Raw genomic sequence first — 26,095 nt, forward strand, 5'->3', positions numbered from 1 at the left:
CGCGGTGCCCCGACGGCCGTGTCTATCCCAGCGCCTCCGCGACCACCGCGGCCGCGCGGGCCACGAGAGCGTCGTCGTACGGGGCGTCCTGGGCCGGTTTGGTCGACAGCACGGCCAGGACCACGGGCGAAGAGGACTCGGTCCACGCGACGCCCACGTCGTTGGCGGTGCCGTGGGCACCGGTGCCCGTCTTGTCCGCGACCGTCCAGGCCGGTGGCAGGCCCGCGCGGAAGCGGTGGGTGCTGGTGGTGTTGTTCAGCAGCCAGTGCGTCAGCGTCCGGCGGTCACGACGGTTCAGCGCGTCCCCGAGGACGAGACGGGCGTAGGTGCGGCCGATCGCGCGCGGGCTCGTGGTGTCCGTGAGCCGCCAGGGCTCGGCGGTGTTCAGGTCCGGCTCCCAGCGGTCCAGGCGGGTCACCGGGTCGCCGAGCGTGCGGGCGAAACGGGTGATGGCCGTGGGGCCGCCGAGCTCCCGCAGGAGCAGGTTGCCGGCGGTGTTGTCGCTGAAGCGGATGGCGACGTCGGCGAGTTCGGCGATGGTCATGCCCGTGGCCAGGTGCGCGCGGGTCTGGTCGGAGCCCTCCGGCACCAGGTCGGCCTCGGTGTAGTGGACGCGGCGCGAGAGGACCTCGCCGCGGCGGTCCAGGTCCCGCAGGACCGCGGCCGCCGCCAGGGTCTTGAACACCGAGCACATCGGGAAGCGCTCGTCGGCCCGGTACCGGACGGTCCGGCCGGTACCGGGGGTGTGGGCGAACACGCCCAGCCGGGCGCCGTGCTCCTGCTCCAGGGCGCGCAGACGCGCGGTGGTGCCGTCGGCCTCGTCCGGCAGGGCGTGCGCGGGCGCCGCCGTGGTGAGGGCCGCCGTCGCCGTGACGAGGGCGCAGCCGGCGGCGGTCAGTAAGGTACGTCGGGTCGGGTTGAACTCTCCCGGGGTTCGAATGGTGCTCTCCTCCGGTCGGTGCGGACGGAACGATCTCCACACTGACCGACGCCGCGGGGCGAAGCGCGGTTGCGCCGCGCCGGGAGCCGGACCGGGTCGCGGGCGCGGCCACGCCCACGTTCGCCGTGAGTGAGAATGGAACCCATGAGTCTGTTCCGGGACGACGGCGTCGTGCTGCGCACCCAGAAGCTGGGTGAGGCGGACCGCATCATCACGCTGCTCACCCGCGGGCACGGGCGGGTTCGTGCCGTGGCGCGGGGAGTGCGGCGGACGAAGTCGAAGTTCGGGGCCAGGCTGGAGCCGTTCTCGCACGTGGACGTGCAGTTCTTCGCCCGGGGCAGCGAGCTGGTGGGCCGGGGGCTGCCGCTGTGCACGCAGAGCGAGACCATCGCCCCCTACGGCGGCGGGATCGTGGCCGACTACGCCCGCTACACCGCCGGGACGGCCATGCTGGAGACCGCCGAGCGGTTCACCGACCACGAGGGCGAGCCGTCCGTCCAGCAGTACCTGCTGCTGGTGGGTGCCCTGCGCACCCTCGCCCGGGGCGAGCACGCCCCGCACCTCGTGCTGGACGCCTTCCTGCTGCGCTCGCTGGCCGTCAACGGCTACGCGCCCAGCTTCGGCGACTGCGCCCGGTGCGGGATGCCCGGTCCGAACCGGTTCTTCTCGGTGGCCTCCGGCGGCTCGGTCTGCGCCGACTGCCGGGTGCCCGGCAGCGTCGTACCCTCGCCGCAGACGCTCGCGCTGCTCGGCGCGCTGCTCACGGGGGACTGGGAGACCGCGGACGCGTGCGAGCCGCGGTACGTCAGGGAGGGCAGCGGGCTGGTCTCCGCCTACCTGCACTGGCATCTGGAGCGCGGGCTGCGCTCACTTCGGTACGTGGAAAAGTAGTCCGAGACCTGTCCAGGACAGGTCCGAGACAAGGGAGACGAGAAGCACATGGCCGTACGCGGGATCCTGGGGCGCCGGCGCCCGGAGTACAGGGCGCCCGAGCCGCATCCGTCCGGCGCCCGCGCGCCGAAGCTCCCCGGCGAGCTGGTCCCCGAGCATGTCGCGATCGTCATGGACGGGAACGGACGCTGGGCCAAGGAGCGCGGGCTGCCCCGCACCGAGGGGCACAAGGTCGGCGCCGAGCGGGTGCTGGACGTGTTGCAGGGCGCGATCGAGATCGGCGTCGGCAACATCTCCCTCTACGCCTTCTCCACCGAGAACTGGAAGCGTTCGCCCGACGAGGTGCGCTTCCTGATGAACTTCAACCGCGACTTCATCCGCAAGACCCGCGACCAGCTCGACGAACTCGGCATCCGGGTGCGCTGGGTGGGCCGCATGCCCAAGCTGTGGAAGTCGGTCGCCAAGGAGCTCCAGGTCGCCCAGGAGCAGACCAAGGACAACGACCGGCTCACACTGTACTTCTGCATGAACTACGGCGGCCGGGCCGAACTCGCGGACGCGGCCAAGGCGCTCGCGGAGGACGTCAAGGCGGGCCGGCTCGACCCGGCCAAGGTCTCCGAGAAGACCATCCAGAGGTACCTGTACTACCCGGACATGCCGGACGTCGACCTGTTCCTGCGCCCGAGCGGCGAGCAGCGCACGTCCAACTACCTGCTCTGGCAGAGCGCGTACGCGGAGCTGGTCTTCCAGGACGTCCTGTGGCCCGACTTCGACCGCCGCGACCTGTGGCGGGCCTGCATCGAGTTCGCCTCCCGCGACCGCCGCTTCGGCGGCGCCATCCCGAACGAGGCACTCCTCGCCATGCAGGGCGACGGCGAGTAGAACGAGCTGTCCGGCGATTGAGGACGAGGCCGTTCAGGCCGAAAGCGGGGGTCTGGGGGCGGCAGCCCCCAGGGTCGGCCGCCCCGGACCACCCGCACAGAACACGCTCAACCCGCGGAGCACTCCGCGCAGGTGCCGAAGATCTCCACCGTGTGGGCGACGTTGACGTAGCCGTGCTCCGCGGCGATCGCCTCCGCCCACTTCTCCACCATCGGCCCCTCCACCTCGACCGCCTTGCCGCAGACGCGGCAGACGAGATGGTGGTGGTGCTCGCCGGTGGAGCAGCGGCGGTAGACCGACTCGCCGTCGGAGGTGCGCAGGACGTCGACCTCGCCCGCGTCGGCGAGGGACTGAAGGGTGCGGTAGACCGTCGTCAGGCCCACCGAGTCGCCCCTGTGCTTGAGCATGTCGTGGAGCTCCTGCGCGCTGCGGAACTCGTCGACCTCGTCGAGGGCCGCCGCGACAGCGGCACGCTGCCGGGTGGCGCGGCCCTTCACGGGCGGTCCAGCGGTGGTCACCGGTCGGCCTCCTCACGTCTCGCCTGCGGGCCATTGTGCCAGCCCGGGCCGTGCGCGGTCAGGCGCCGGCCCCGTCGCCGGCGGCCCGGGTGGCCGGAATCGCGCACTCCGCCGGGTCCCCGGCGGGCAGCGACGCGGCAAGGGCCCGCGCGCGTCGCCGGGCCAGCGGCGTGGCCAGCGCGGTGAGCGCGATGAACACCGCGATGGTGAGCAGCACGATCGTCGCGCCGGGCGGCACGTCCTGGTAGTACGACGTGACCGTGCCGCCGATCGTCACGCTCACCCCGATGGCGACGGCGATCGCGAAGGTCGCGGCGAAGCTGCGGCTGAGCTGCTGGGCGGCGGCCACCGGGACCACCATCAGCGCGCTGACCAGCAGCAGCCCGACCACGCGCATCGCGACCGTCACCGTCACCGCCGCCGTGACCGCCGTCAGCAGGTTCAGGGCGCGCACCGGCAGCCCGGTCACCCGGGCGAACTCCTCGTCCTGGCTGACCGCGAACAGCTGGCGGCGCAGGCCCAGGGTGACCAGCACGACGAAGGCGGCCAGCAGGCAGATCGCGGTGACGTCGGACTGCGAGACCGTGGAGAGCGAGCCGAACAGGTACGACGTCAGGTTCGCGTTGGAGCCGCCGGGGGCGAGGTTGATGAACATGACGCCGCCCGCCATGCCGCCGTAGAAGAGCATCGCGAGGGCGATGTCGCCGCGGGTGCGGCCGTACCAGCGGATCAGTTCCATGAGGACCGCGCCCAGGATGGAGACGGCCGTGGCCATCCACACCGGGGAGGTGGACAGCAGGAAGCCCAGGCCGACGCCGGTCATGGCCACATGCCCGATGCCGTCGCCCATCAGGGCCTGGCGGCGCTGGACGAGGTAGATGCCGACGGCGGGCGCGGTGATGCCGACCAGGACGGCGGCGAGCAGGGCCCGCTGCATGAAGGCGTAGTTCAACAGGTCCATCAGCTCAGCAGTCCCGTGCGGATCGGATCGGCGCCCGAGGCGTCGTGGGGGTGGACGTGGTCGTGGCCGGGCAGGGCGTGCTGGCCGACGGCCTTCGGGGGCGGTCCGTCGTGCACGACGCAGCCGTCGCGCAGCACCACCGCCCGGTCGATCAAGGGCTCCAGGGGGCCCAGCTCGTGCAGTACGAGCAGCACCGTCACCCCGGCCGTCACCTGCTCCCCGAGCGTGCTCGCCAGCACATCCTGGCTGGCCAGGTCGACGCCCGCCATCGGCTCGTCCATGATCAGCAGCTCGGGTGCGGCGGCGAGGGCGCGGGCGATCAGCACGCGCTGGTGCTGACCGCCGGAGAGGGCGTTGACCGAGTCCTTCGCGCGGTCCGCCATGCCGACCAGCTCCAGGGCCCGCCGTACGGCCGCGTGGTCGGCCTTGCGGAAGATCCCGAAGCGGGCGCGGGAGAGCCGGCCCGAGGAGACGATCTCGGTGACCGTCGCCGGGACGCCGCCGGCGGCGGTCGTGCGCTGCGGTACGTAGCCGACGCGCGCCCAGTCGCGGAAGCGGCGGTGCGGGGTGCCGAACAGCTCGATCTCACCGGCGCTCACCGGCACCTGGCCGATGACGCTGCGCACGGCCGTCGACTTGCCGGAGCCGTTGGCGCCGAGCAGCGCGACGACCTCGCCGCGGCGCACGGTGAGGTCGATGCCCCGCAGGACGGGGCGCGAGCCCAGGTCGGCGCGCACTGCGCGCAAGGATATGACGGGTTCGGCGGTGTCGCTGCTGACGTCCATGACGCCCTCCGTGATGCTCACTTGGCGCCCAGTGCCTGTCGCAGCGCCTTGAGGTTGGCTTCCATGACCTGGAAGTAGTCGGTGCCGCGGGACCTGTCGGTGATGCCCTCCAGCGGGTCGAGGACGTCCGTCCTCAGATGCGCGTCCTTGGCGAGGGTCTTCGCGGTCCTGTCGCTGACCAGCGTCTCGTAGAAGACGGTCGTGACCCCGTCGGCCTTCGCCGTCTCCTGGAGGTCCTTCACCCGGGCCGCGCTGGGCTCGGCCTCCGGGTCGAGGCCGTTGATGGCCTCCTGGGTCAGGCCGTAGCGCTCGGCGAGGTAGCCGAAGGCGGCGTGGGTGGTGATGAAGACCTTGTTCCGGGTGTCCTTCAGGCCGGTCTCGTACCGGGTGTTGAGCTCGCCGAGCTCCTTGACCAGGGCCGCGGTGTTCTTGCGGTAGTCGGCCGCGTGGTCCGGGTCGCCCTTCTCGAAGGCCTTGCCGACGCCCTCGGCGATCTGCGCGTAGCGCACCGGGTCGAGCCAGACGTGCGGGTCCTTGCCGCCGTGCCCGTCGTCGTGCCCGTCGTCGTGCCCGTCGTCGTGCCCGTCGGCGTGGCCGTCGACATCGGTGCCGTGCTCCTCCAGCGTGGTCAGGGACGCGGCGTCGATCTTCGTCCCGACCCCGGACTGCGCGACGGCCTTGTCGACGTTGGGCTGGAGGCCCTTGAGGTAGAGCACCGCGTCGGACTTCTCGAGCCGCACGGTCTGCTGGGCGCTGATCTCCAGTTCGTGCGGCTCCTGGCCGGGCTGGGTGAGACTGGTGACGTGGACGTGGCTCCCGCCGATCCGCTCGGCGAGGAAGGCCATCGGGTAGAAGGACGCGACGACGTCGTACTTGCCTCCGCCGGTGCCGTTCGCGCCGGCGGAGGAACAGGCGGAGAGTGCTCCGAGGCCGAGCGCGGTGATCGTCAGGACCGTGGAGCCGGATATGAGGCGTCGTCGTACGTTCATGACAGTCATTTTCAACTAAAATGGAAACGGTTGTCAACAAGCACCGTGGCGGGCCCGAAAAGGGCCGTTACCCGGCACCGATTTGGTCGAGGGGGAGCCACCGCCGGTACCCTGAAGCATTCGCTCGTGAAGCGTCTCGCTTCGTCGCCCGTCGTCGTAATGAAGAGAGCACCGTGGCCGCCGACAAGATCGACACCATCGTCAGCCTGAGCAAGCGCCGTGGCTTCGTATTCCCCTGCAGTGAGATCTACGGCGGCCAGCGTGCCGCCTGGGACTACGGGCCCCTGGGTGTCGAGCTCAAGGAGAACCTCAAGCGCCAGTGGTGGCGCTACATGGTGACGTCCCGCGAGGACGTGGTCGGCATCGACTCGTCCGTGATCCTGGCGCCCGAGGTCTGGGTCGCCTCCGGTCACGTCGCCACCTTCACGGACCCGCTGACGGAGTGCACCTCCTGCCACAAGCGGTTCCGCGCCGACCACCTGGAAGAGGCCTACGAGGAGAAGAAGGGCCGCGCCCCGGAGAACGGCCTCGCGGACGTCAACTGCCCCAACTGCGGCAACAAGGGCCAGTTCACCGAGCCCAAGCAGTTCTCGGGCCTGCTCTCCACCCACCTCGGTCCCACCCAGGACTCCGGCTCCGTCGCCTACCTGCGCCCCGAGACCGCGCAGGGCATCTTCACCAACTTCGCCCAGGTGCAGACCACCTCGCGCCGCAAGCCGCCGTTCGGCATCGCCCAGATGGGCAAGTCCTTCCGCAACGAGATCACGCCGGGCAACTTCATCTTCCGCACCCGCGAGTTCGAGCAGATGGAGATGGAGTTCTTCGTCAAGCCGGGCGAGGACGAGACGTGGCAGGAGTACTGGATGGAGCAGCGCTGGAACTGGTACACGGGCCTCGGCCTGCGTGAGGAGAACATGCGCTGGTACGAGCACCCGCAGGAGAAGCTCTCCCACTACTCCAAGCGCACCGCCGACATCGAGTACCGCTTCCAGTTCGGCGGCAGCGAGTGGGGCGAGCTGGAGGGTGTCGCCAACCGCACCGACTACGACCTCTCCTCCCACGCCAAGTCCTCCGGCCAGGACCTGTCGTACTTCGACCAGGAGGCCGGCGAGCGCTGGACGCCGTACGTCATCGAGCCGGCGGCCGGTGTCGGCCGGGCGATGCTCGCCTTCCTCCTCGACGCCTACGTCGAGGACGAGGCGCCCAACGCCAAGGGCAAGATGGAGAAGCGCACGGTGCTGCGCCTGGACCACCGCCTGGCCCCGGTGAAGGTCGCCGTGCTGCCCCTGTCGCGCAACCCGGAGCTGTCGCCCAAGGCCAAGGGCCTGGCCCAGGCCCTGCGCCAGAACTGGAACATCGAGTTCGACGACGCCGGCGCCATCGGCCGCCGCTACCGCCGCCAGGACGAGATCGGCACGCCGTACTGCGTCACGGTCGACTTCGACACCCTCGAGGACAACGCGGTCACCGTCCGCGAGCGCGACACCATGAAGCAGGAGCGCGTCTCCCTCGACCAGATCGAGGGCTACCTGGCCGGCCGCCTCGTCGGCTGCTGACCCGGTAATTCCCGGCAGTACCTCAGAGCGCCGGACGGCCGCCGAGATCTCCCTCGGCGGCCGTCCGGCGTTCGCCGTTCCTCAACGGCCTTGCAGGGCCTTCACGTTGTCGCCGAAGGTCCAGTTCTTCGACCCGTCCCAGTTGATCGACCAGGTCATCAGGCCCTTCAGGCTCGTGCCGTAGTGGCGCGAGGCCTGGGAAACCAGTGTGGGCGCCATGTGGCCGCCGCCGGCGCCGGGCTGGGCGGGCAGGCCCGGGACCTGCTTGTCGTAGGGGACCTTGATCGTCGTGCCCTGGATCACCAGGCCCTTGGCGAGGCAGTCGGTCTGCGCGGTGAAGCCGGCCACGGTGCCCGCCTGGTACGAGTCGCCGGAGCAGCCGTACATGCTGCCGTTGTAGTACTGCATGTTCAGCCACCACAGGCGGCCGTTGTCGGCGTACTTCTTGATGATCGGCAGGTACGCGCCCCAGATCGAGCCGTAGGCGACGCTGCCGCCGGTGACGTAGGCGGTCTCCGGGGCCATCGTCAGGCCGAAGTTCGACGGCATCTGCGCGAGCACTCCGTCGATGATCCGGACCAGGTTGGCCTGGGACGGGGAGAGCTGGTTGATGTTTCCGCTGCCCGTCAGGCCCGTCTCGATGTCGATGTCGATGCCGTCGAAGTTGTACTTCTTCAGGATGGGCACGATCGTCGCGACGAACCGGTCGGCCACGGTGGACGAGTTGAGGTCGATACCGGCCGTAGCGCCGCCGATGGACAGCAGGATCGTCTGCCCGGACGCCTTGGCCGCGCACATCTCCGCCGGCGTCGCCACCTTCACGCCCGTGTCCATGCCGTCCTGCCACAGGGCCGTTCCGTCGGAGCGGATGACCGGGAAGGCCGCGTTGATCACGTTGTAGCCGTGCGCGGGGATGCGCGAGTCGGTGATCGGCGTCCAGCCGAAGGGCGGATGGACGCCGTTGGCGGAGCCGTCCCAGTTCTCCCAGTAGCCCTGGAGCACCTTGCCGGCGGGCCTGGACTTCACGGCGCACGTGTCGGCGGTGGGGGCGGCCGAGGCGGTGGGGGCCAGGGCGGCGGAGAGCTGGGTGAGACAGGCGGCCGCGAGGGCGGCGGCGAGCAGACGCGGTCTGCGGCGGATCATGCGGATCCTCCCGGTGGGGGGTGCGGTGAGGTGTCGTAGACATGACAGTGCTCGTGGTCCAGACCTCTCGTCAATAGGTCTGGACCAAATCGCACAGCCGGTGACTGTGTGCCGCACCGGGGGTTTGGGTTGACAACTGACAGATATTGAAATCTGTCAGTTGTCATGCCAGGCTGGTCGTGGGTACCCGTTCAATCCGCCCTCCGAGCCTCCCAAGGAGCCCCCATGGACACCCGCCGCCTCGGAACCACCGGCCCTCAGGTCTCCGCCCTCGGCCTCGGCTGCATGGGCATGTCCGCGCTGTACGGCGAGGCGGACCGGACCGAGTCCATCGCCACCGTGCACGCCGCCCTGGAAGCGGGCGTGACCCTGCTCGACACCGGCGACTTCTACGCCATGGGCCACAACGAGATGCTGGTCGGCGAGGCCCTGCGCACCGCTCCCGCGGCCCGCCGCGAACAGGCCCTGCTCAGCGTGAAGTTCGGAGCCCTGCGCGACCCGGACGGCAACTGGTCCGGCTACGACGGCCGGCCCGCCGCCGTGAAGAACTTCGCCGCCTACTCCCTCCAGCGCCTCGGCGTCGACCACATCGACGTCTACCGGATCGCACGGGTCGACCCGGACGTGCCGATCGAGGAGACGGTCGGCGCCATCGCGGAACTCGTCGAGAAGGGGTACGTCCGGCACATCGGCCTCAGCGAGGTCGGTGCCGGCACGATCCGCCGTGCCGCCGCCACCGCGCCGATCTCGGACCTCCAGATCGAGTACTCGCTCGTCTCCCGCGGCATCGAGGACCGGATCCTGCCCACCACCCGCGAACTCGGCATCGCCGTCACGGCCTACGGAGTGCTCTCGCGCGGCCTGATCTCCGGGCACTTCGGCCGCGACCGCAAGCTCGCCGCGAACGACTTCCGGGCCCACTCGCCCCGCTTCCAGGGCGAGAACCTCCAGCACAACCTGGATCTCGTCGAGGCCCTGCGCAAGGTCGCCGAGGGCAAGGGCGTCACGGTCGCGCAGACCGCCATCGCCTGGGTGCTCTCGCGCGGCCCGCGGCACGACACGGTCATCGTCCCGCTGATCGGCGCCCGCACCCGGGAACGGCTGACGGAGGCGCTGGGCGCGACGGCCGTCACGCTGGACGAGGCCGACCTGGCGGCCATCGAGGAGGCCGTACCGGCGGACGCCGTCGTGGGCGCGCGCTACCCCGAGGCGCAGATGGCCCACCTGGACAGCGAAAGCTGACCCGGGCGCCGGGTACGGTCTAGGGCATGCCACCCAGCACCGAGACCCTGACCGCCGAGCGCATCCTCGAGGCCACCGAGGAGGTGCTGCGCCGCCACGGCCCGGCCAAGGCCACCGTGGTGGACGTGGCCCGCGCGCTCGGTGTCAGCCACGGCAGTGTCTACCGGCACTTCCGTACGAAGGCCGCGCTGCGCGAGGCGGTGACCAAGCGGTGGCTCGACCGCACGTCCGAGGCCCTCGCCGGCATCGCCGCCGAACAGCGGGACCCGGAGGACCGGCTGCGCGACTGGCTGCGGGAACTGTTCGAGGCCAAGCGCCGCAAGGCGGGCGGCGACCCCGAGCTGTTCGCCACGTACTCGGTGCTCACCGGGGAGAACGGCGCGGCGGTCGGCGAGCACATCGACGACCTGACCGCCCAGCTCACCCGGATCGTCCGGGACGGCGTCACGGCCGGTGTCTTCACGGCCGCCGACCCGGCCGTCGCGGCCCGGGCCCTGTTCCATGCCACCGGCCGCTTCCACGACCCGGGTCATGCCCAGGAGTGGAAGCGGCCGGCGATCGAGGAGGAGTTCGAGGCGGTGCTCGAACTGGTGCTGGGCGGGCTACGAGCCCGTCAGCACCCTGTCACCTCCCGGGTCAGGTCACGTCCACGGTGACCGTCGCGGAGTGCGTGTTGCCGTGCACCACCCGCAGTTGCTGCTTGCCCTTGACCGCGAGCTTCGTGGACACCGTGTAGGTGTCGCCCTTCTTGACCACGGTGGTCGCGCGCAGCGTGGTCCACCTGCCGTTGTTCAGGTGCTGGACGGTCAGCCTGCTGCCGGCCGCCAGGTGCGCGGTGCGACCGGTGAGCGTGACGCTCTCCCCGGCCCTGATCGAGCGGTGGCTGGCCCTGACCGTGATCGACTCGGCCGCCCGGGTGGGCATTTCGGTGTGCGTCCGGGTGGGCATCGGGCTCGGCCGAGGCGCTGCGAAGGCTCCGGCGGAGCCGGCCGACACCAGCGCGGCGGACAGAGCGCCCACGGCGACTCCACGGACACAGCGGCTGCGCAGTGTGAGATGCATGGTGGTCTCCCGTTGGTGGTTCCCCCCTGCGTCGCGCATGACCCGAAGGGCTCATCGCGCTCATCCAGATTTGCCGCGGATCGCCTGCGCGGCGACTCGGGAGGAGTAACGTGGGCTGTGAGCGAGCGGCACTTTGATGAGAAGCCGCAGCTCAGCGGCCATGATCTCGCTTACCTCTTTCTTACCAAGTGCCCCGCCGGCACCCCGCCCGGAACGGCGGTCACCGGCCGGAATCACTCGTACGCGATCCGCGAGCAGCCCCGGACTCCTCTGAGTGGCTGCCCGACCCCGTTGCGCGAGGCCTGTCCGGCCGCCACGGTCGCTTCGTGTGCGGCCCGGGACACCGGTCGCCGGACTCCTTCCGCGCTGCCCGGGCCCGGTCGCCGGACTCCTTCCGCGCTGCCCGGGCCCGGTCGCCGGACTTCCCTCTGCGCGGCGGGGATCCCCGGGCGCTCAGGCGCCGATGCCCGCCGCCTGCCGCACCTCGTGCTCCTGGAGCCGCTCGGCCGTGCGCTCGGCGGTCCCCCTGGCCCACCGGCCGCTGGTGACAGCGCCCAGTGCCAGCACCGCGGCACCGCACACCACCAGCACCCACCATCCGTACCGGGCCGCAGGAACGAACGCTTCCCGGTAGGGCGAGGAGCCGATCCCGGCGGCCAGCAGCGCGCCGACCACCGCGACCCCGAGCGTCTGCCCGAGCTGGCGGCTGGTGGAGGCGACCGCGGCGGCCACCCCGGCCTGGGCGCGCGGCATCCCGGAGACGGCCGTGTTGGTGATCGGCGCGTTGACGAAGCCGAAGCCGACGCCGAACAGGACGTACCCGATGACGAGCGTGAGGTCGGAGGTCTCCGCCTCGAGCGCGGCGAACAGCACCGCGCTCACCGTCATGGCCGTTCCGGCGATCAGCAGGGGCAGCCGCGGCCCCCGGGTGCCGAGCAGCCGCCCGGACAGCGGTGCGCACAGGAAGGTCGGTGCCGCCATCGGCAGCATCCACAGGCCGGCGTGCAGGGCGTCGAGGCCCCGCACGTTCTGGAGGTAGAGCGTGGACAGGAACAGGAAGCCGCCGAGCGCCGCGAACGCGCTGATCGCGATGACGGTGGCCCCGCTGAACGGCGCCGAACGGAAGAAGCGCAGGTCGATGAGGGGTTCGGCGCGGCGCGGCTCGTACCACAGGAGGCCGAGCAGGGCCGCGAGCGCGAGGACGGCGAAGGGCAGGATCGTGGCGAGGCCGGAGACCGGGGCCTCGATGATCGCGTACGTCAGGGCGCCGAACAGGGCGATGACCAGGATCTGGCCGACCGGGTCGGGCCTGCGGGCCTTCGGCGCGCGGGACTCCGGGACGTAACGCGCGGTGAGCAGCAGGGCGGCCAGGGCCACCGGCAGGTTGATCCAGAAGATGGAGCGCCAGCCCACCGACTCCACCAGCAGGCCGCCGACGAGCGGGCCGGCGGCCATGGATATGCCGACCACCGCGCCCCAGGCCCCGATCGCGCGGGCGCGCTCGCGCGGGTCGGTGAAGGTGTTGGTGATGATCGACATGGCGACCGGGTTGAGCATCGAGCCGCCGACCGCCTGCAGCATGCGGAACACGACCAGCAGTTCCAGGTCGGGCGCGAGGGAGCACAGCAGCGAGCCGATGCCGAAGACGACCAGCCCCGCCATGAAGACGCGTCTGCGGCCGATCCGGTCGGCCGTGGAACCGGCGAGCATCAGCAGCGAGGCGAGCACCAGCGTGTACGCGTCGATGGTCCACTGCAGGCCGGACGTGCTCGCGTGCAGCTCGCGCTGCATCGAGGGCAGGGCCACGTTCAGAACGGTGTTGTCCAGGCTCACGATCAGCAGGCTCATGCAGCAGATCGCGAGAACCAGGAGCCGTCGTCGATGGCTGAGCTCGGGCATGCGTTCCATGGTACGACTTCGATAGTGCGGTTAACTAATGACTGCTACATGATCTGTGCCGACGCGTGGCAGCCGATACGCGACAATGGGGGAATGCCCACGCCCGAGTCCCCCCTCCAGATCGGCCCGCACACCGTCCGGCCGCCCGTGGTGCTGGCCCCCATGGCCGGTATCACCAACGCGCCCTTCCGCACCCTGTGCCGGGAGTTCAGTCAGGGCAAGGGCCTGTACGTCAGCGAGATGATCACGACCCGGGCGCTGGTCGAGCGCAACGACAAGACCATGCAGCTCATCAGGTTCGACGCGAGCGAGCGCCCGCGCTCGATCCAGCTGTACGGCGTGGACCCGGCCACCGTCGGCAAGGCCGTCCGCATGATCGCGGAGGAGGACCTCGCCGACCACATCGACCTCAACTTCGGCTGCCCGGTGCCCAAGGTCACCCGCAAGGGCGGCGGCTCGGCCCTCCCCTACAAGCGCAACCTGCTGCGGGCGATCCTGCGCGAGGCGGTCAGCGGGGCCGGCGACCTGCCGGTCACGATGAAGATGCGCAAGGGCATCGACGACGACCACATCACCTACCTCGACGCCGGAAGGATCGCGGTCGAGGAGGGCGTGACGGCGATCGCGCTGCACGGCCGCACGGCCGCCCAGCACTACGGCGGCACGGCGGACTGGGACGCCATCGCGCGCCTGAAGGAGCACGTGCCCGAGATCCCGGTGCTCGGCAACGGCGACATCTGGTCGGCCGAGGACGCGCTGCGGATGGTGCGGGAGACCGGCTGCGACGGTGTGGTCGTGGGCCGCGGCTGCCTGGGCCGGCCGTGGCTGTTCGCCGACCTCGTGGCGGCGTTCGAGGGGCGGGTCCAGGACCTGGCCCGGCCGTCCCTGCGCGAGGTCGCCGACGTCATGGTCCGGCACGCCACGCTGCTCGGCGAGTGGATCGGCGACGAGTCGCGCGGTGTGATCGACTTCCGCAAGCACGTCGCCTGGTACCTGAAGGGCTTCGCGGTCGGCTCCGAGATGCGCAAGCGGCTGGCGGTCACCTCCTCGCTGGAGGCACTGCGCGCCGGCCTCGACGAGCTGGACCTCGGCCAGCCCTGGCCGGCCGGCGCCGACGGGCCCCGCGGCCGTACCTCCGGCAACAACCGGGTGGTACTGCCGGACGGCTGGCTGAAGGACCCCTACGACTGCGCGGGCGTCGGCGAGGACGCCGAACTGGACACCTCGGGCGGCTGAGGCGTTCTGGCGGCCGCGCCGACGGCGGGCCGGGCTCGAGCCCGGCCCGCCGTCGGTCCGGCGGTCAGCCCTTCGACGGGTGCGGTGTGGAGCCGTACGCCGTCAGGAAGCGGTCGCGGAAGGCGCTCATCTTCCAGACCGGGGCGTCGTGGTCGGGGCGCAGGCCCTCCGTCCAGCCCCAGTCGGCGATCTTGTCCAGGACCTTCGGGTCCTTGGCGATGATCGAGCAGGGCACGTCACGGCTGGCGTGGTCGCCGCTGACCCGGGCGTTGGGCTGGTGGTCGCCGAGGACGACGAGCACGGTGTCGTCCCTGCCGTAGCGCTCCATCCACTGGGTGAGCGCGGTCAACGAGTACTCGACCGACTTGCCGTACTCCTCACTGGAGCGGGTGGAGCTGGTGAGGACGTCGGCCGGCCTGTTGCCGGCCGCCTCGATGCCCTTGTAGACCGAGCCGTCGCCGAGCTTGTCCCAGTCGACCATCTCCGGCACCGGCGCCCAGGGCTGGTGGCTGGAGGTCAGGATGACGAACGAGGTCAGCGGCTTGTCGCGCTTCTTGCCGTGCTCCAGACGCTGGAAGGCCTCCAGCGCGTACTGGTCGGGCATGGTGGACCAGCTGAACTTGGGTCCCTGGTAGCCCATCCGGAAGGCGTTGTAGACCTTGTCCAGGCCGTACCACTTCGACTCCGGCCAGCCCTTCTGCACGCCCGGCATGACGCCGACCGTGTCCCAGGCCCCGGTCTTCTTGAACGCCTCGGTCAGGGTCAGGTGGTCGCCGGAGGTCACCGTGCGGTAGCGGTTCTGGTTGTCGACCCACAGGCCCGACATGAACGTGGAGTGGCCGAGCCAGCTGCCGCCCCCGTACGTCGCCGACGTCAGCCAGCCGCTCCTGGCGTGGAAGCCCGCGTCGGCGAGGGCCCGCGTGCTGGTCTCGAGGGTCTTGTTGACGCCCGGCGCCGGGATCGGGTCCTCGATCGCGCTGCGGCCGTAGCTCTCGATGAACGTGAAGATCATGTCCTTGCCGCGCAGGTCCGGTACGAGCTCGCCGGCCGGGGTCCCGCCGAACTGGTCGGCCTCCGCCGTCCTCGCGAAGTCCCGCTCGTCCCGGATCGTGGTGCGCAGCGCCTGGTCGTGGTACTTGACCATGGCGACCGTGTGCTGGGAGGCCACCGGGACGCCGGAGATCTGGATGTCCAGGGCCATGCACGTCATCCACGCCACGCTGGCGAACAGCAGTCCGCGCGTCGACCGGGCCTTGTCGCGGGCCAGGAGGTCACCGAGGCGCACGACCGCGAGGGCCATCACGGCCAGCACCGCCAGGACGAGGAGGACGACCCCGGCGGCGGCGAGCAGCGCCGTGGCCCCGCCGAGGGTGTCCGCGAGGTACGACTGCGCGTCGTCCAGCAGCTCCCAGTCGAGGACCACGTTGAAGCTGCGGCCCAGGTACTGGTTGAACTCGATGTCCGTCAGGTTCAGCACGGTCAGCACGCCGAGCGCCAGCCCGCCGAGTACCGCCACGGCCACCCGCGGCCGGCGCGGCAGCACGAGCAGCACGGCGCCCAGGAGCAGAGCCTCCACGGGCAGCCGCGTGAACGCCGCGACCTGGAACTGCGCCTCCTTGTTCGGCAGCAGAAGCGCGACGACGACGAGCAGGAGCGCGAGCAGGGTGACCCCGTGGGACACCCGGCGCGCGGCCACGGGATGCGCCCCCTGCCAACGGCGCCGGCCCTTGCGAAGCTGCCAGGGCCGTATTGGCGTGGCCTTGCCGGGCTCGGCGGCCTGGTCGCGCTCGGCGGGGGGCTCGCCGGTCTCGGCGGACTCGTCGGCCGGCTCGGCGGCGGCCTTGGCAGGCTCGTCGGCCTGGTCGCCCTCGGCGGGCGCCGCCATGGGCTGGGCGCCCATGGCGGCGCGCTCGCCGGTGTCGTCGGTCGTGGCGGCGGGTTCGGCGGCGGTCTCGGCAGGCTCGTTGCTCTGGGAGGAGGGCTCGGCGCCCTCGTCGTGCTCGGCGGCCTGCTCGCCCTCGGCGGCGCGCTCGGTGGCCTGGTCGCCCTCGGCGGCAGGCTCGTCGGTTTCGTCCGGCTCGGCGGAGGCTTCGGCTTCGGCGCTGGTGGCCCCGTCGGCGGCGGGTTTCCCCTCCTCGGTCCCGGATGCCGCCGGGGGCTCGTCGCCCCCGGGAGTCCCGGTGCCGGCGGGGGCGCCAGCGCCCGGCTCGGCGCCCGCGTCCGACTCGCCCGCGCCCTCGGACTCCGCGCCCTCGGACTCCGCGCCCTCGGACTCCGCGCCCTCGGACTCCGCGTCCGCGCCGGGCTCCGCCGGGTGCGAAGCGGCGGCCTCGTTCCCGCCCCCCTGCGACGCCGGTTCTTCGGTCGGGTCCGATGGTGTGCCCGAGTCCGATGGTGCACCCGATGACTGGCGTGTATCCGTGTGCTGAGGCACCCGAAGGTCCTTCCGTGCGCGGCGTCGCTGAGGAGGCGGGCCACGCGGGGCCCGCCGCACACCCGTACGGCCAGGCCCTCACCCGTGTTCACGGGCGCCGGGCAAACACCCGGCAAACGGCTCCCCGGCCACGGGGCCGCAAGTCGTCCGCATGGTGATATTCGAGCGCTTGTGGCAGCGTGATTCTCGCCACCCTTGATAAGGGTTGTGCTCAGATGAGCGGATCTTGAGCGGCTGCACTTCTCCAATGGGTGGCACTCAGTGCCATCCATTGATCGTTCATCGATCGAAAACAGACGTGACGAGAGCCGCTCATGTGAGCGGCTGGACGAGTCTGCGAGCGTTGATTCGTTCAAGAAGTGAAAACATCTGCACCCGACGGCTTGCCAAGCCTTGACTTTCGATCCGCTGGCGGACGACTGGTTACGGGCGCATGACCCACAAGTGGACGTACCCATCGGCCTTTGATCTGGGTATGTTCCTGGCCGTCAGGGCAGCCACCGCGTCCTCGAGGAGTCGAGACCCGTGTCGGAAAACAAAGATCTCCAGGTAGCCGATCGCGGCACCAGTGTTGACGGCGTGAAGTTCGTCTACGACTTCACCGAGGGCAACAAGGACCTCAAGGACCTGCTCGGCGGCAAGGGCGCGAACCTGGCCGAGATGACGAACCTGGGCCTTCCGGTCCCTCCGGGCTTCACGATCACCACCGAGGCCTGCAAGGTCTACCTCGACAGCGGCGAGGAGCCCGCGGCACTCCGTGACGAGGTGAGCGCGCACCTCGACGCGCTCGAGCAGAAGATGGGCAAGAAGCTCGGCCAGCCCGACGACCCCCTGCTGGTCTCCGTCCGCTCCGGCGCGAAGTTCTCCATGCCCGGCATGATGGACACCGTCCTGAACATCGGCCTCTCCGACAAGTCCGTGCAGGGCCTGGCCAAGCAGGCCGGCGACGAGCGGTTCGCCTGGGACTCCTACCGCCGCCTCATCCAGATGTTCGGCAAGACCGTCCTCGGCGTCGAGGGCGACCTCTTCGAGGACGCCCTCGACAAGGCCAAGGAGACCAAGAAGGTCACCGTCGACACCGAGCTCGAGGCCGCCGACCTGAAGAAGCTGGTCACCACCTTCAAGAAGATCGTCAAGAAGGAGGCCGGCCGCGACTTCCCGCAGGACCCGCGCGAGCAGATGGACCTCGCCATCAAGGCGGTCTTCGACTCCTGGAACGGCGACCGCGCCAAGCTCTACCGCCGTCAGGAGCGCATCCCGCACGACCTCGGCACGGCCGTCAACATCTGCTCGATGGTGTTCGGCAACCTCGGCCCCGACTCCGGCACCGGCGTCGCCTTCACCCGCGACCCCGCCTCCGGACAGCAGGGCGTCTACGGCGACTACCTGCAGAACGCGCAGGGCGAGGACGTGGTCGCGGGCATCCGCAACACCGTCCCGCTGGCGGAGCTGGAACAGATCGACAAGAAGTCGTACGACCGGCTGATGCAGATCATGGAGACGCTGGAGAACCACTACAAGGATCTCTGCGACATCGAGTTCACCATCGAGCGCGGCCAGCTCTGGATGCTGCAGACCCGCGTCGGCAAGCGCACCGCCGGTGCCGCGTTCCGCATCGCCACCCAGCTCGTCGACCAGGGCCTGATCGACGAGGCCGAGGCCCTGAAGCGGGTCAACGGGGCCCAGCTCGCGCAGCTGATGTTCCCGCGGTTCGACGAGGAGGCCAGGGTCGAGCAGGTCGCCCGCGGCATCGCCGCCTCCCCGGGCGCGGCGGTCGGCAAGGCGGTCTTCGACTCGTACACCGCCGTCAAGTGGTCCCGCTCGGGCGAGAAGGTCATCCTGGTCCGCCGGGAGACCAACCCCGACGACCTGGACGGCATGATCGCGGCCGAGGGCATCCTGACCTCCCGCGGCGGCAAGACCTCCCACGCGGCCGTCGTCGCCCGGGGCATGGGCAAGACGTGCGTCTGCGGCGCGGAGGACCTGGAGGTCGACACCAAGCGCCGCCGGATGACGGTCCCCGGCGGGCACGTCGTCGAGGAGGGCGACGTGATCTCCATCGACGGCTCCACGGGCAAGGTGTACCTGGGCGAGGTCCCGGTCGTCCCGTCCCCGGTCGTCGAGTACTTCGAGGGCCGGATGCACCCGGGCGCCGACGACGCGGACGAACTCGTCGAGGCGGTCCACCGGATGATGGCCTTCGCCGACCGCAAGCGCCGCCTGCGGGTGCGCGCCAACGCCGACAACGCCGAGGACGCGCTGCGCGCCCGCCGCTTCGGCGCCCAGGGCATCGGCCTGTGCCGCACCGAGCACATGTTCCTCGGCGACCGCCGCGAACTGGTCGAGCGGCTGATCCTGGCGGACACCCAGGCCGAGCGCGAGGAGTCCCTCAAGCAACTCCTGCCGCTCCAGAAGAAGGACTTCGTGGAGCTGTTCGAGGCCATGGACGGCCTGCCGGTCACGGTCCGCCTGCTCGACCCGCCGCTGCACGAGTTCCTGCCCGACATCACCGAGCTGTCGGTGCGCGTGGCTCTCGCCGAGTCCCGGCAGGAGCCGCACGAGAACGAGCTGCGCCTGCTCCAGGCCGTGCACCGCCTGCACGAGCAGAACCCGATGCTCGGACTGCGCGGCGTACGCCTCGGACTGGTCGTCCCCGGCCTGTTCACCATGCAGGTCCGCGCCATCGCCGAGGCCGCCGCCGAGCGCAGGGCCGCCAAGGGCGACCCGCGCCCCGAGATCATGATCCCGCTGGTGGGCACCGTCCAGGAGCTGGAGATCGTCCGCGAGGAGGCCGACCAGGTCATCGCCGAGGTCGAGGCGGCGACCGGCACACGGCTCAAGCTGGCGATCGGCACGATGATCGAGCTGCCGCGCGCCGCGCTGACCGCCGGCCAGATCGCCGAGGCCGCCCAGTTCTTCTCCTTCGGCACGAACGACCTGACCCAGACGGTGTGGGGCTTCAGCCGCGACGACGTCGAGGCGTCGTTCTTCACCGCCTACCTGGAGAAGGGCATCTTCGGGGTGTCGCCGTTCGAGACGATCGACCGGGACGGCGTCGGCTCCCTGGTGAAGTCCGCCGTCCAGGCCGGCCGGGCCACCCGCCCGGACCTCAAGCTCGGAGTCTGCGGCGAGCACGGCGGCGACCCCGAGTCCGTCCACTTCTTCCACGAGGTGGGCCTGGACTACGTCTCCTGCTCCCCCTTCCGCATCCCGGTGGCACGCCTGGAGGCCGGCCGGGCCTCGGTCGAGGCGGAGGGCAGCGACCACCGCTGAAAGACCCCGGAGTCCTCGTCGTGGTCCCCGACCTCACTACCGATTACGACGAGGACTCCGGTCCGGGAAAGGAGAGGGGCGGCGTCCCGTGCGGGGACGCCGCCCCTCTCCGACGTCGGAGCACACGGCGGCGCACACGGCCCTCGGACCTCAGAAGTCCCTCAGATACGTGGACTGCCCACGCATCCCTGCCTAGGGTCGCGATCATGCCCGACATATCGCTGACCGTGGTCGTCCTCCTGTGCCTCGCCGCCTTCGCGGCCGGGTGGATCGACGCCGTGGTCGGCGGGGGCGGTCTCCTGCTGCTGCCGGCGCTGCTGCTGGGACTGCCCGGCGGCACCCCGGCCGCCGCCGCGCTCGGCACCAACAAGGCGGTCGCCATCGTCGGCACGACCGGCGCGGCCGTCACCTACGTCCGCCGGGCACCCGTGGACGTCCGCACCGCCGTCCGCATCGGGCTGGCCGCGCTCGCCGGGTCCTCCGCCGGGGCGTTCTTCGCGGCCGGGATGAGCACCGAGGTGCTCAAGCCGGTGATCATGGTGGTGCTGCTCGGCGTGGGAACCTTCGTGATCCTGCGCCCCTCGTTCGGCACCGCCCCGGCGCCCGGCCCCGCCACCCGCCGCCGGATCCTCGCGGCGATCGGCCTCGCGGGCCTCGGCATCGGCTTCTACGACGGACTCATCGGCCCCGGCACCGGCACGTTCCTCGTCCTTGCCCTGACCGCCGTGCTCCACCTGGACCTGGTGACCGCCTCCGCCACCGCGAAGATCGTCAACTGCTGCACCAACGCGGGGGCCCTGGCCACCTTCGCCTGGCAGGGCGTGATCCTGTGGCAACTGGCGGCGGTGCTGGCCGTTTTCAACCTGGCGGGCGGCGCGCTGGGTGCCCACACCGCGCTGAAGAAGGGCAGCGGCTTCGTCCGGATCGTGCTGCTGACGGTGGTGTTCGCCCTGGTGGCGAACATGGCCTACCAGCAGTGGGTGGCGTAGGCCCGTTGTCCGGACCGCGCCGGAATCAGCGGCGGCTGCCGGTCAGGTGGGCGAAGACGACCACGTTGCCCTGGTAGCCCGTGGTCCTCGAATAGCCGCCGCCGCAGGTGATGACGCGCAGTTCCGGGCGCTTGGCGACGCCGTAGACCTTCTCGTCGGGGAAGTCCTTGGCCTCGTAGACCTCGATGGCGTCCACGGTGAAGACGGCGACTCCGCCGTCGCGGCGGTCCACCTCGATGGTGCTGCCCTTCTTCAGGGCGCCGAGGTTGTAGAAGACGGCGGGCCCCTGGGCGTTGTCGACATGGCCGGCGACGATCGCGGTGCCCCGCTCGCCGGGGGTGGTGCCCGCCTCGTACCAGCCGGCCAGGTTCTTGTCGCCGGCGGGAGGGACGTCGAGGCTGCCGGACTTCGTCAGACCGAGGCCGGTCAGCGGGGCGTCGATCCGGATGGACGGGATGCGGATGCGCACGGGCGGGGACGGCGGCAGCGCGGGGGCGGAGCGCGCTTCCTCACCGGGGTCGAACACACCCTGATCCGCACCGGGCTGGGGCGGGGCGTGGGTCTCGGCGCCGCTGTGCAGCAGCCACACGCCGGAGCAGAAGGCGACCACGGTGACGGTCGCTATCGCGGTGTTGCCTATGCGCATGGGGACGACCCTTCTCGGAACCCCGCGGGCTTCCTTCCGGCCCCCTTCAGGTCCCTTCCGGGGCCCCTCCCGGACTTCGGTGCCCCGCACCCCCCTCCGGGGCGCGAGGGGCGTCGCACCCGGAGGGGGGAGGGGACCTGCGGCTCTGGCCGACGGACAGCGGAGGGTGTCCGTCAGATCCCGTCGCCCCTCGCCCGGCGATGCAGGAGCCAGGTACCGCCCGCGGCGGCGACGGCGAGAGCCGCCACACCGGCCGCGGTCCGCACGGGGTCGCGGCCCAGCCCGCCGCCGACCCCCGTCTTCACACTTCCCCGGGGCTCCACCTGCCCCTGCGCGGCCATCAGCGTGACGATCAGGTCGCCCTTGACCTCCCGGTCGCCGTCGGCGCACTGCGCGACGATCTCGTACGTCCCCGGCTGCGCGCTGTCCGGCACCCGGAACCGCCCGACCGCCTCGCCCTCGCGTGAGCCGGGCGCCAGCGTGAAGGGCCCCGCGCCGACCGCGCTGGCGTCGCCCGCCGCGGACGCCTTCTTGCCGCATCCCCTGGTGTTCACTGTGACCTGACCGCCCGGCTCGACCGAGTACGGGGACACCTCCAGGCTGCCGCCGGAGGCGCCGTACACGGGCGCGGCCAGACCTCCCACGGCGGACGAGGCGACCACGGCGAGCACGGCCCCGGCCACGGCCCTGGCCGGCGGACGGGCGGCGGTACGTCGCATCGGTGCTCCTCCGGGCTCGCTCCACGGCGGCACGACCCGCCACGCCGGTATGTGCCGGCATCGGTCGTGCCCTTGCCCTTCCGAGGTAAAGCGCCCACGCCCGCCGCCGCTCCCTGAGGGCGCGTCAGAAATACGGTGAACGGGTGCCGAAGCGCCGACCCCGGACCGGCCTCGGGGCGGGTGTTTGGGCAGGTCAAGCCCGACCTGCTGACGACACGTCGGAGACCACCCGGAAGGGGGCGCGGCGCGGGGGTGAACGGGTTGCCCGTCACTGCGAGGGTGGGGAGATGGTGCGTGACCGGGCGCGCGAGGTTCGCGGAAGGTCGCGTGTGCGTATGCCATGACATGGCACCCGATGGTGCGCGGCGCCTACCGTGGGACCCATGACGGCCCAGCCCGAGATCACTGAGTGCGACCTGCGCACGAGATCCGAAGAGATCATGGATGCCGTCCAGGGTGGTCAGTCCTTCACCGTCACCCGGGACGGGCACCGCATCGGAGAACTGGTCCCGCTGCGGCGCCGCCGACGTTTCGTTCCGCGCGGCGAGTTCGCCGCCATGTCCCGGAGCGCCCCCGACATCTCCGTGGACGCCTTCCGTGTCGACCAGGACGCCACCGTCGAGCAGGAGCCGCACGATCCTTATGCCTGGTGAGGGCCGCACCGCCGAGCACGCCCGGCGGGACGGATGTCCTCCAGCGCGCCGAGAACGAGTTCGACCCCATTCCCGGGTCGCCGAGGCAATCGACGCGTACCTGGAGGACCGCCTGGCCGAGCCGGGCCCCCTGCGCGCCGCGCTGGCCACCCGGCGCAGCGCGGGAGTGGTCCTGGGCTCGATCGGCCTCGGCGCCCTCGCCACGGCGCTGGCGCCGGCCGGCGTCACGGTCGTCTGCTGGATCTGGGGCGCGATCACCGCCATCGACGTGGCCTGGCTGCTGACCACTCGCCGCCGATGACGTGCTGCCCGAGGGCGTGCGTCAGCGTCCGCGTCGCTGGACAGCGAGCGCGGTCGGCGGGACCCCCAGTCCGTCCAGCCGGGCCAGAAGCTCTTCCTCCTGTTCCCGTGTGACGGTGATCCACAACGACGTGCCCGAGTCACTGGCGCTGAAGACCAGCCGGTTTCCTTGCCTGCCTTCGGCGTTGATCGTGTGGCAGGCCAAGTCCGATAGCACGGCGAACTGTTCGTCTTCGCGGACGTCGATGTCGATCCCCATCCCGGGATCGCATCGCCGCGAGCGACTCCCGTCCGCCACCGCCTCCCGCGCCAGGGACATGGCGCGTTCGTACGAGTGCAGTACCGCGGGCGGCCAGTCGGCGTCGCTGTAGGCGTCGAGGTGTGCCGAGTCGATGGTGGACCGCAGCACGCGAAGCGCCTCGCGGTGCACGACCGCGACGTCCGCAGGGCTCAGGCCGCCGACGAGTACGAGTTCGCGGCCGGGGTCGTCAGTTGCCCGGCTGGTCACAGGGCAGGCCTTCCCGCACGGTCCGCTCGAAGGCCGTCCAGGCGGTCGGGGTGACGTGGAGGGAGGGGCCGGTGGGGTGCTTGGAGTCTCGTATGGCGATGGTGGTGGAGATGTTGGTGGCTACCTCGACGCACTCTGCTTCGGGATCGCTGTAGCTGGACTTGCGGTATCTGAAGGCGGGCATGGTTCAAAGTTCCTTCCGCAGCTTGTGGAGGAACGAGACGGATTCCCGTTCGTCGAGAGACTGTTCGGCAACCATGGTGAACAGTTCATCGTAGGCTGCGGCGCCCTCGCCACCCTCTACCCATCGCTGAGCGAAAGGGGCCTCTACGTACACGATGTCCATGGCTCCGGGTTCTGCGAATGAAAGGATGTTGAACGAGCCGTTCAAACCGAAGTGGGTGCCCGCGCCGAAGGGGAAGACCCGGATGCTGACGTTCGGGAGGCCGGCCGCTGCTGTCAGGTGGTCGAGCTGGCCGCGAGCTGTTTCTGCGCCGCCGGGCATGTTCCTTAGCACCGCTTCGTAGATCACCGTGTGGAGGAGCAGCGGCGCGTCGCAGGAGAGGCGCTGTTGTCGTGTGATGCGAGCTGTGACGAAGTCCTCGTCCGACTGCTCCCTCATGGCCGGGGTGGTGATGGGGCTCTTCCTCAAGGCGAGTACGTACTGCGGGGTCTGGAGCAGCCCGGGAATGAACGCGGGTTGCCAGACCTTGATCGCTGTCGAAGCGTTCTCCAGCGCGACGTATTCCTGCAAGACGCCGTGGATCGGGTAGTCGTCCCACCAGCCCTTGGCCTTGCGGCGCTCGCGGTCAACCCGCGCCAACTCCAGGAGCCCGCCCACGATGCCGGGATCACGGACTCCGTACAGCTCGCACAGGGCGCGGATGTCGGGGTCACGTACGGGAACCCAGCCGCCCTCCAGCTTGGCGACCTTTGCTGTGGAAGCGGAGAGCACCTTCGCGGCCTGCGGTTGAGTGAGTCCGGCAGCGTTGCGGAGTCTGATGAGTTCAGCTCCCAGTCTGCGTCCGAGGACGCTGGACGTGCTGTTCCCCTGCCTTGCCTGACTGGCCGTCACTTGGTTTCTCCTTCAGGGCCGCGCGGAGCAAGTTTGCTCGGTGCGGGCGACCGTCGCAACACGATCGGTGGATATCTTCCGGGTGGAGGTTGAATAGATCTCCCGTAGGTCATTACGGTCTGTCGCGAACTGCTCGCAGAGCGGCGCCTTTTGGTGGGCGTCGCCCCACCCCTGCCCGGAGGTGAGCGACTTGGTCGCCCCCTGCAACCCGCTCCAGTACGACCGGCTCGACTGCACGCCGCTGCCGAGGAGCGTCACCGTCGCCCGGCGCCGGGTCCACCGGCTCGTGACGGAGTGGGGTCATCCCGAACTCGCGGACGACGTCGCCCTTCTGGTTTCCGAGCTCGGTGGTAACGCCGTGCTGCACGGTTGCTTGCGGGACAGGTTCTTCCGTGTCGAACTCGCCTTGACCGAGCAGGCGGTCCGCGTCGCCGTCTCCGACCCGAAGGGCGAGGTGCTCCCGGCTCCGCGTGCCGCTTCGCCGGCCGACATGTTCGGGCGCGGGCTGCTCATCGTCGGGCAGGTCGCCGACCGGTGGGGCGTGGAGCTGCTCACCGTCGGGAAGTCCGTGTGGTGCGAACTGGACGTCGCTCACCGCGCTGCTCGCCCCGAGGGGCCGACGGCGCCCAACCTGCGCGGTGGAAGTTCTATGACGTGAGCCACCAGGCGGCTGTGCATGCCAGGGTCCGACACGCGAACGTGGCCTCATGCATGTTGGTGACGTATTCTTCTATGTACATCACCAACATGCGTGGGAGGTGCTGAATGTCTGTGACCCAGATCGACATCGATGACGACGCCCTGGCACGCGCCATGGCTCTGTCCAAGGTCAGGACCAAGAAGGAGGCGGTCAACCTCGCCTTGCACTTCTACGCCGAGCAGCAGGAGCGTGCGGCGCGCATCAGCCGTCACTTCGAGCGTGCGCGTGAGTGGGGTGCCGTCGAGGACGCCGAGCGGCTGCACCGGGCGGAGAAGCACAGCCAGTGATCTACTTGCTCGACACGTCCGGCCTGGTCCGGCTGCTCCGCGATCCAGAACTGCAGTCGGGCTGGTACGACGCGATCGATGCCGGAGCCATCGCCTCCTGCTACGCACAGCGCGCCGAGTTCCTGTACAGCGCCCGGAACGCACGCGAGTACGACGAGATCGCGGAAATGTTCACCGACCTCTACCCCGACGCCTCGGTGCCGAAGAACGCGGGGCGCTGGGTCAGCGCGGTGCAGCATCGCATGGCCCGGGCCGGGGAGCACCGCAGTGCCTCGGCGGTGGACCTCGTCATCGCCGCCACCGCCGCCCACCACGGGCTGACGGTCCTCCATGACGATGCCGACTACCGTGCCATCGCCCGGCACGCACCCGACCTGACCGAGCACAACGTCCACGACATCGCCTAG

General features: G+C 70.7%; 27 protein-coding genes. 13 read left to right on the top strand and 14 right to left on the bottom strand.

Features of this window, described 5'->3' with window-relative positions; all coding sequences use genetic code 11:
- Positions 1-22: 22 nt before the first annotated feature.
- Positions 23-982, bottom strand: a complete 960-nt coding sequence (gene bla, locus ACIOWN_RS00510) for a class A beta-lactamase (protein ID WP_401979513.1) — start codon at positions 980-982, stop codon at positions 23-25.
- A 102-nt stretch (positions 983-1,084) separates the two neighbouring features.
- On the opposite strand from bla, the gene recO reads away from it, so the two are divergent.
- Both recO and ACIOWN_RS00520 read left to right on the top strand, forming a co-directional pair.
- Complete coding sequence (gene recO / locus ACIOWN_RS00515; RefSeq protein WP_100566928.1) at positions 1,085-1,831, top strand: DNA repair protein RecO; 747 nt, start codon at positions 1,085-1,087, stop codon at positions 1,829-1,831.
- 48 nt (positions 1,832-1,879) lie between these two features.
- Positions 1,880-2,713: an isoprenyl transferase gene (locus tag ACIOWN_RS00520; RefSeq protein ID WP_401979515.1), complete on the top strand. Its 834-nt coding sequence runs from the start codon at positions 1,880-1,882 to the stop codon at positions 2,711-2,713.
- Between the two features lie 107 nt (positions 2,714-2,820).
- Here ACIOWN_RS00520 and ACIOWN_RS00525 read toward each other — a convergent pair whose 3' ends face one another.
- Genes ACIOWN_RS00525 through ACIOWN_RS00540 form a run of 4 tightly spaced genes read right to left on the bottom strand, consistent with a single transcriptional unit; the run spans position 2,821 to position 5,966 of the window.
- Positions 2,821-3,231: a Fur family transcriptional regulator gene (locus ACIOWN_RS00525; protein ID WP_100566930.1), complete on the bottom strand. Its 411-nt coding sequence runs from the start codon at positions 3,229-3,231 to the stop codon at positions 2,821-2,823.
- 58 nt (positions 3,232-3,289) lie between these two features.
- Complete coding sequence (locus ACIOWN_RS00530) at positions 3,290-4,192, bottom strand: metal ABC transporter permease (protein ID WP_362347364.1); 903 nt, start codon at positions 4,190-4,192, stop codon at positions 3,290-3,292.
- Positions 4,192-4,977 (bottom strand): metal ABC transporter ATP-binding protein, encoded by a 786-nt coding sequence (locus ACIOWN_RS00535; RefSeq protein WP_362347366.1) that lies wholly within the window; start codon positions 4,975-4,977, stop codon positions 4,192-4,194. Before ACIOWN_RS00535 ends, ACIOWN_RS00530 begins: the two co-directional genes overlap by 1 nt.
- Before the next feature lie 17 nt (positions 4,978-4,994).
- Positions 4,995-5,966 (bottom strand): metal ABC transporter substrate-binding protein, encoded by a 972-nt coding sequence (locus ACIOWN_RS00540; RefSeq protein ID WP_362347368.1) that lies wholly within the window; start codon positions 5,964-5,966, stop codon positions 4,995-4,997.
- 173 nt (positions 5,967-6,139) lie between these two features.
- Between ACIOWN_RS00540 and ACIOWN_RS00545 the strand changes: the two genes are divergently transcribed.
- Positions 6,140-7,522, top strand: a complete 1,383-nt coding sequence (locus tag ACIOWN_RS00545) for a glycine--tRNA ligase (protein ID WP_362347370.1) — start codon at positions 6,140-6,142, stop codon at positions 7,520-7,522.
- A gap of 81 nt (positions 7,523-7,603) precedes the next feature.
- Here the strand turns inward: ACIOWN_RS00545 and ACIOWN_RS00550 are convergent, their stop codons facing one another.
- Positions 7,604-8,665 (bottom strand): chitinase, encoded by a 1,062-nt coding sequence (locus tag ACIOWN_RS00550; protein ID WP_401979518.1) that lies wholly within the window; start codon positions 8,663-8,665, stop codon positions 7,604-7,606.
- A 225-nt stretch (positions 8,666-8,890) separates the two neighbouring features.
- On the opposite strand from ACIOWN_RS00550, the gene ACIOWN_RS00555 reads away from it, so the two are divergent.
- Together ACIOWN_RS00555 and ACIOWN_RS00560 are read left to right on the top strand one after the other, a co-directional pair.
- Positions 8,891-9,907 (top strand): aldo/keto reductase, encoded by a 1,017-nt coding sequence (locus tag ACIOWN_RS00555; RefSeq protein WP_362347374.1) that lies wholly within the window; start codon positions 8,891-8,893, stop codon positions 9,905-9,907.
- A 26-nt stretch (positions 9,908-9,933) separates the two neighbouring features.
- Entirely contained in the window at positions 9,934-10,563 is a 630-nt protein-coding gene (locus ACIOWN_RS00560) for a TetR family transcriptional regulator (protein ID WP_362347376.1), read from the top strand.
- On the opposite strand, the gene ACIOWN_RS00565 is transcribed toward ACIOWN_RS00560, so the two are convergent.
- Entirely contained in the window at positions 10,544-10,969 is a 426-nt protein-coding gene (locus ACIOWN_RS00565; RefSeq protein ID WP_362347378.1) for a hypothetical protein, read from the bottom strand. The two genes, ACIOWN_RS00560 and ACIOWN_RS00565, sit on opposite strands and share 20 nt — an antisense overlap.
- Before the next feature lie 453 nt (positions 10,970-11,422).
- Positions 11,423-12,868, bottom strand: a complete 1,446-nt coding sequence (locus tag ACIOWN_RS00570; protein WP_401979520.1) for an MFS transporter — start codon at positions 12,866-12,868, stop codon at positions 11,423-11,425.
- Between the two features lie 93 nt (positions 12,869-12,961).
- On the opposite strand from ACIOWN_RS00570, the gene dusB reads away from it, so the two are divergent.
- The gene (gene dusB / locus ACIOWN_RS00575; RefSeq protein ID WP_362347382.1) at positions 12,962-14,104 is read left to right on the top strand and encodes a tRNA dihydrouridine synthase DusB; all 1,143 of its coding nucleotides are present in this window, start codon (positions 12,962-12,964) and stop codon (positions 14,102-14,104) included.
- A 64-nt stretch (positions 14,105-14,168) separates the two neighbouring features.
- Here dusB and ACIOWN_RS00580 read toward each other — a convergent pair whose 3' ends face one another.
- Positions 14,169-16,004, bottom strand: a complete 1,836-nt coding sequence (locus tag ACIOWN_RS00580) for a CDP-alcohol phosphatidyltransferase (RefSeq protein ID WP_362347773.1) — start codon at positions 16,002-16,004, stop codon at positions 14,169-14,171.
- A 1,059-nt stretch (positions 16,005-17,063) separates the two neighbouring features.
- Here ACIOWN_RS00580 and ppdK point away from each other — a divergent pair.
- Positions 17,064-19,811 carry a pyruvate, phosphate dikinase gene (ppdK, locus tag ACIOWN_RS00585; RefSeq protein ID WP_362347384.1) on the top strand — a complete coding sequence of 916 codons (2,748 nt, stop codon included), beginning with the start codon at positions 17,064-17,066 and terminating at the stop codon, positions 19,809-19,811.
- A gap of 206 nt (positions 19,812-20,017) precedes the next feature.
- Positions 20,018-20,800 carry a TSUP family transporter gene (locus ACIOWN_RS00590; RefSeq protein ID WP_362347386.1) on the top strand — a complete coding sequence of 261 codons (783 nt, stop codon included), beginning with the start codon at positions 20,018-20,020 and terminating at the stop codon, positions 20,798-20,800.
- 25 nt (positions 20,801-20,825) lie between these two features.
- On the opposite strand, the gene ACIOWN_RS00595 is transcribed toward ACIOWN_RS00590, so the two are convergent.
- Both ACIOWN_RS00595 and ACIOWN_RS00600 read right to left on the bottom strand, forming a co-directional pair.
- On the bottom strand, positions 20,826-21,446 hold the full coding sequence (locus ACIOWN_RS00595; protein WP_362347388.1) for a class F sortase: 621 nt from the start codon (positions 21,444-21,446) through the stop codon (positions 20,826-20,828).
- Positions 21,447-21,619: 173 nt separating this feature from the next.
- Positions 21,620-22,165: a hypothetical protein gene (locus tag ACIOWN_RS00600; protein WP_358729446.1), complete on the bottom strand. Its 546-nt coding sequence runs from the start codon at positions 22,163-22,165 to the stop codon at positions 21,620-21,622.
- A gap of 383 nt (positions 22,166-22,548) precedes the next feature.
- Here ACIOWN_RS00600 and ACIOWN_RS00605 point away from each other — a divergent pair, with 383 nt between their 5' ends.
- Both ACIOWN_RS00605 and ACIOWN_RS00610 read left to right on the top strand, forming a co-directional pair.
- The gene (locus tag ACIOWN_RS00605) at positions 22,549-22,818 is read left to right on the top strand and encodes a prevent-host-death protein (RefSeq protein WP_362347390.1); all 270 of its coding nucleotides are present in this window, start codon (positions 22,549-22,551) and stop codon (positions 22,816-22,818) included.
- On the top strand, positions 22,808-23,119 hold the full coding sequence (locus ACIOWN_RS00610) for a hypothetical protein (protein WP_362347392.1): 312 nt from the start codon (positions 22,808-22,810) through the stop codon (positions 23,117-23,119). Before ACIOWN_RS00605 ends, ACIOWN_RS00610 begins: the two co-directional genes overlap by 11 nt.
- A gap of 21 nt (positions 23,120-23,140) precedes the next feature.
- Here the strand turns inward: ACIOWN_RS00610 and ACIOWN_RS00615 are convergent, their stop codons facing one another.
- From ACIOWN_RS00615 to ACIOWN_RS00625, 3 genes are read right to left on the bottom strand one after another with little or no spacing between them, the layout of a single operon-like run.
- Positions 23,141-23,626, bottom strand: coding sequence for a hypothetical protein (locus ACIOWN_RS00615; protein WP_401979523.1), 486 nt, complete (start codon positions 23,624-23,626; stop codon positions 23,141-23,143).
- Positions 23,607-23,810: a DUF397 domain-containing protein gene (locus ACIOWN_RS00620; protein ID WP_362347396.1), complete on the bottom strand. Its 204-nt coding sequence runs from the start codon at positions 23,808-23,810 to the stop codon at positions 23,607-23,609. The genes ACIOWN_RS00615 and ACIOWN_RS00620 overlap by 20 nt, the downstream gene beginning before the upstream one ends.
- A gap of 3 nt (positions 23,811-23,813) precedes the next feature.
- Positions 23,814-24,701: a helix-turn-helix transcriptional regulator gene (locus ACIOWN_RS00625; protein WP_362347397.1), complete on the bottom strand. Its 888-nt coding sequence runs from the start codon at positions 24,699-24,701 to the stop codon at positions 23,814-23,816.
- Positions 24,702-24,882: 181 nt separating this feature from the next.
- Between ACIOWN_RS00625 and ACIOWN_RS00630 the strand changes: the two genes are divergently transcribed.
- The 3 genes from ACIOWN_RS00630 (at position 24,883) to ACIOWN_RS00640 (ending at position 26,095) form a co-directional block, all read left to right on the top strand.
- Positions 24,883-25,359 (top strand): ATP-binding protein, encoded by a 477-nt coding sequence (locus tag ACIOWN_RS00630; RefSeq protein WP_362347399.1) that lies wholly within the window; start codon positions 24,883-24,885, stop codon positions 25,357-25,359.
- Positions 25,360-25,466: 107 nt separating this feature from the next.
- Entirely contained in the window at positions 25,467-25,688 is a 222-nt protein-coding gene (locus tag ACIOWN_RS00635) for a type II toxin-antitoxin system VapB family antitoxin (RefSeq protein WP_326802357.1), read from the top strand.
- Complete coding sequence (locus ACIOWN_RS00640) at positions 25,685-26,095, top strand: PIN domain-containing protein (protein WP_326802356.1); 411 nt, start codon at positions 25,685-25,687, stop codon at positions 26,093-26,095. The genes ACIOWN_RS00635 and ACIOWN_RS00640 overlap by 4 nt, the downstream gene beginning before the upstream one ends.

The organism is Streptomyces sp. NPDC087787 (genome assembly GCF_044743035.1).
Classification (GTDB): domain Bacteria; phylum Actinomycetota; class Actinomycetes; order Streptomycetales; family Streptomycetaceae; genus Streptomyces.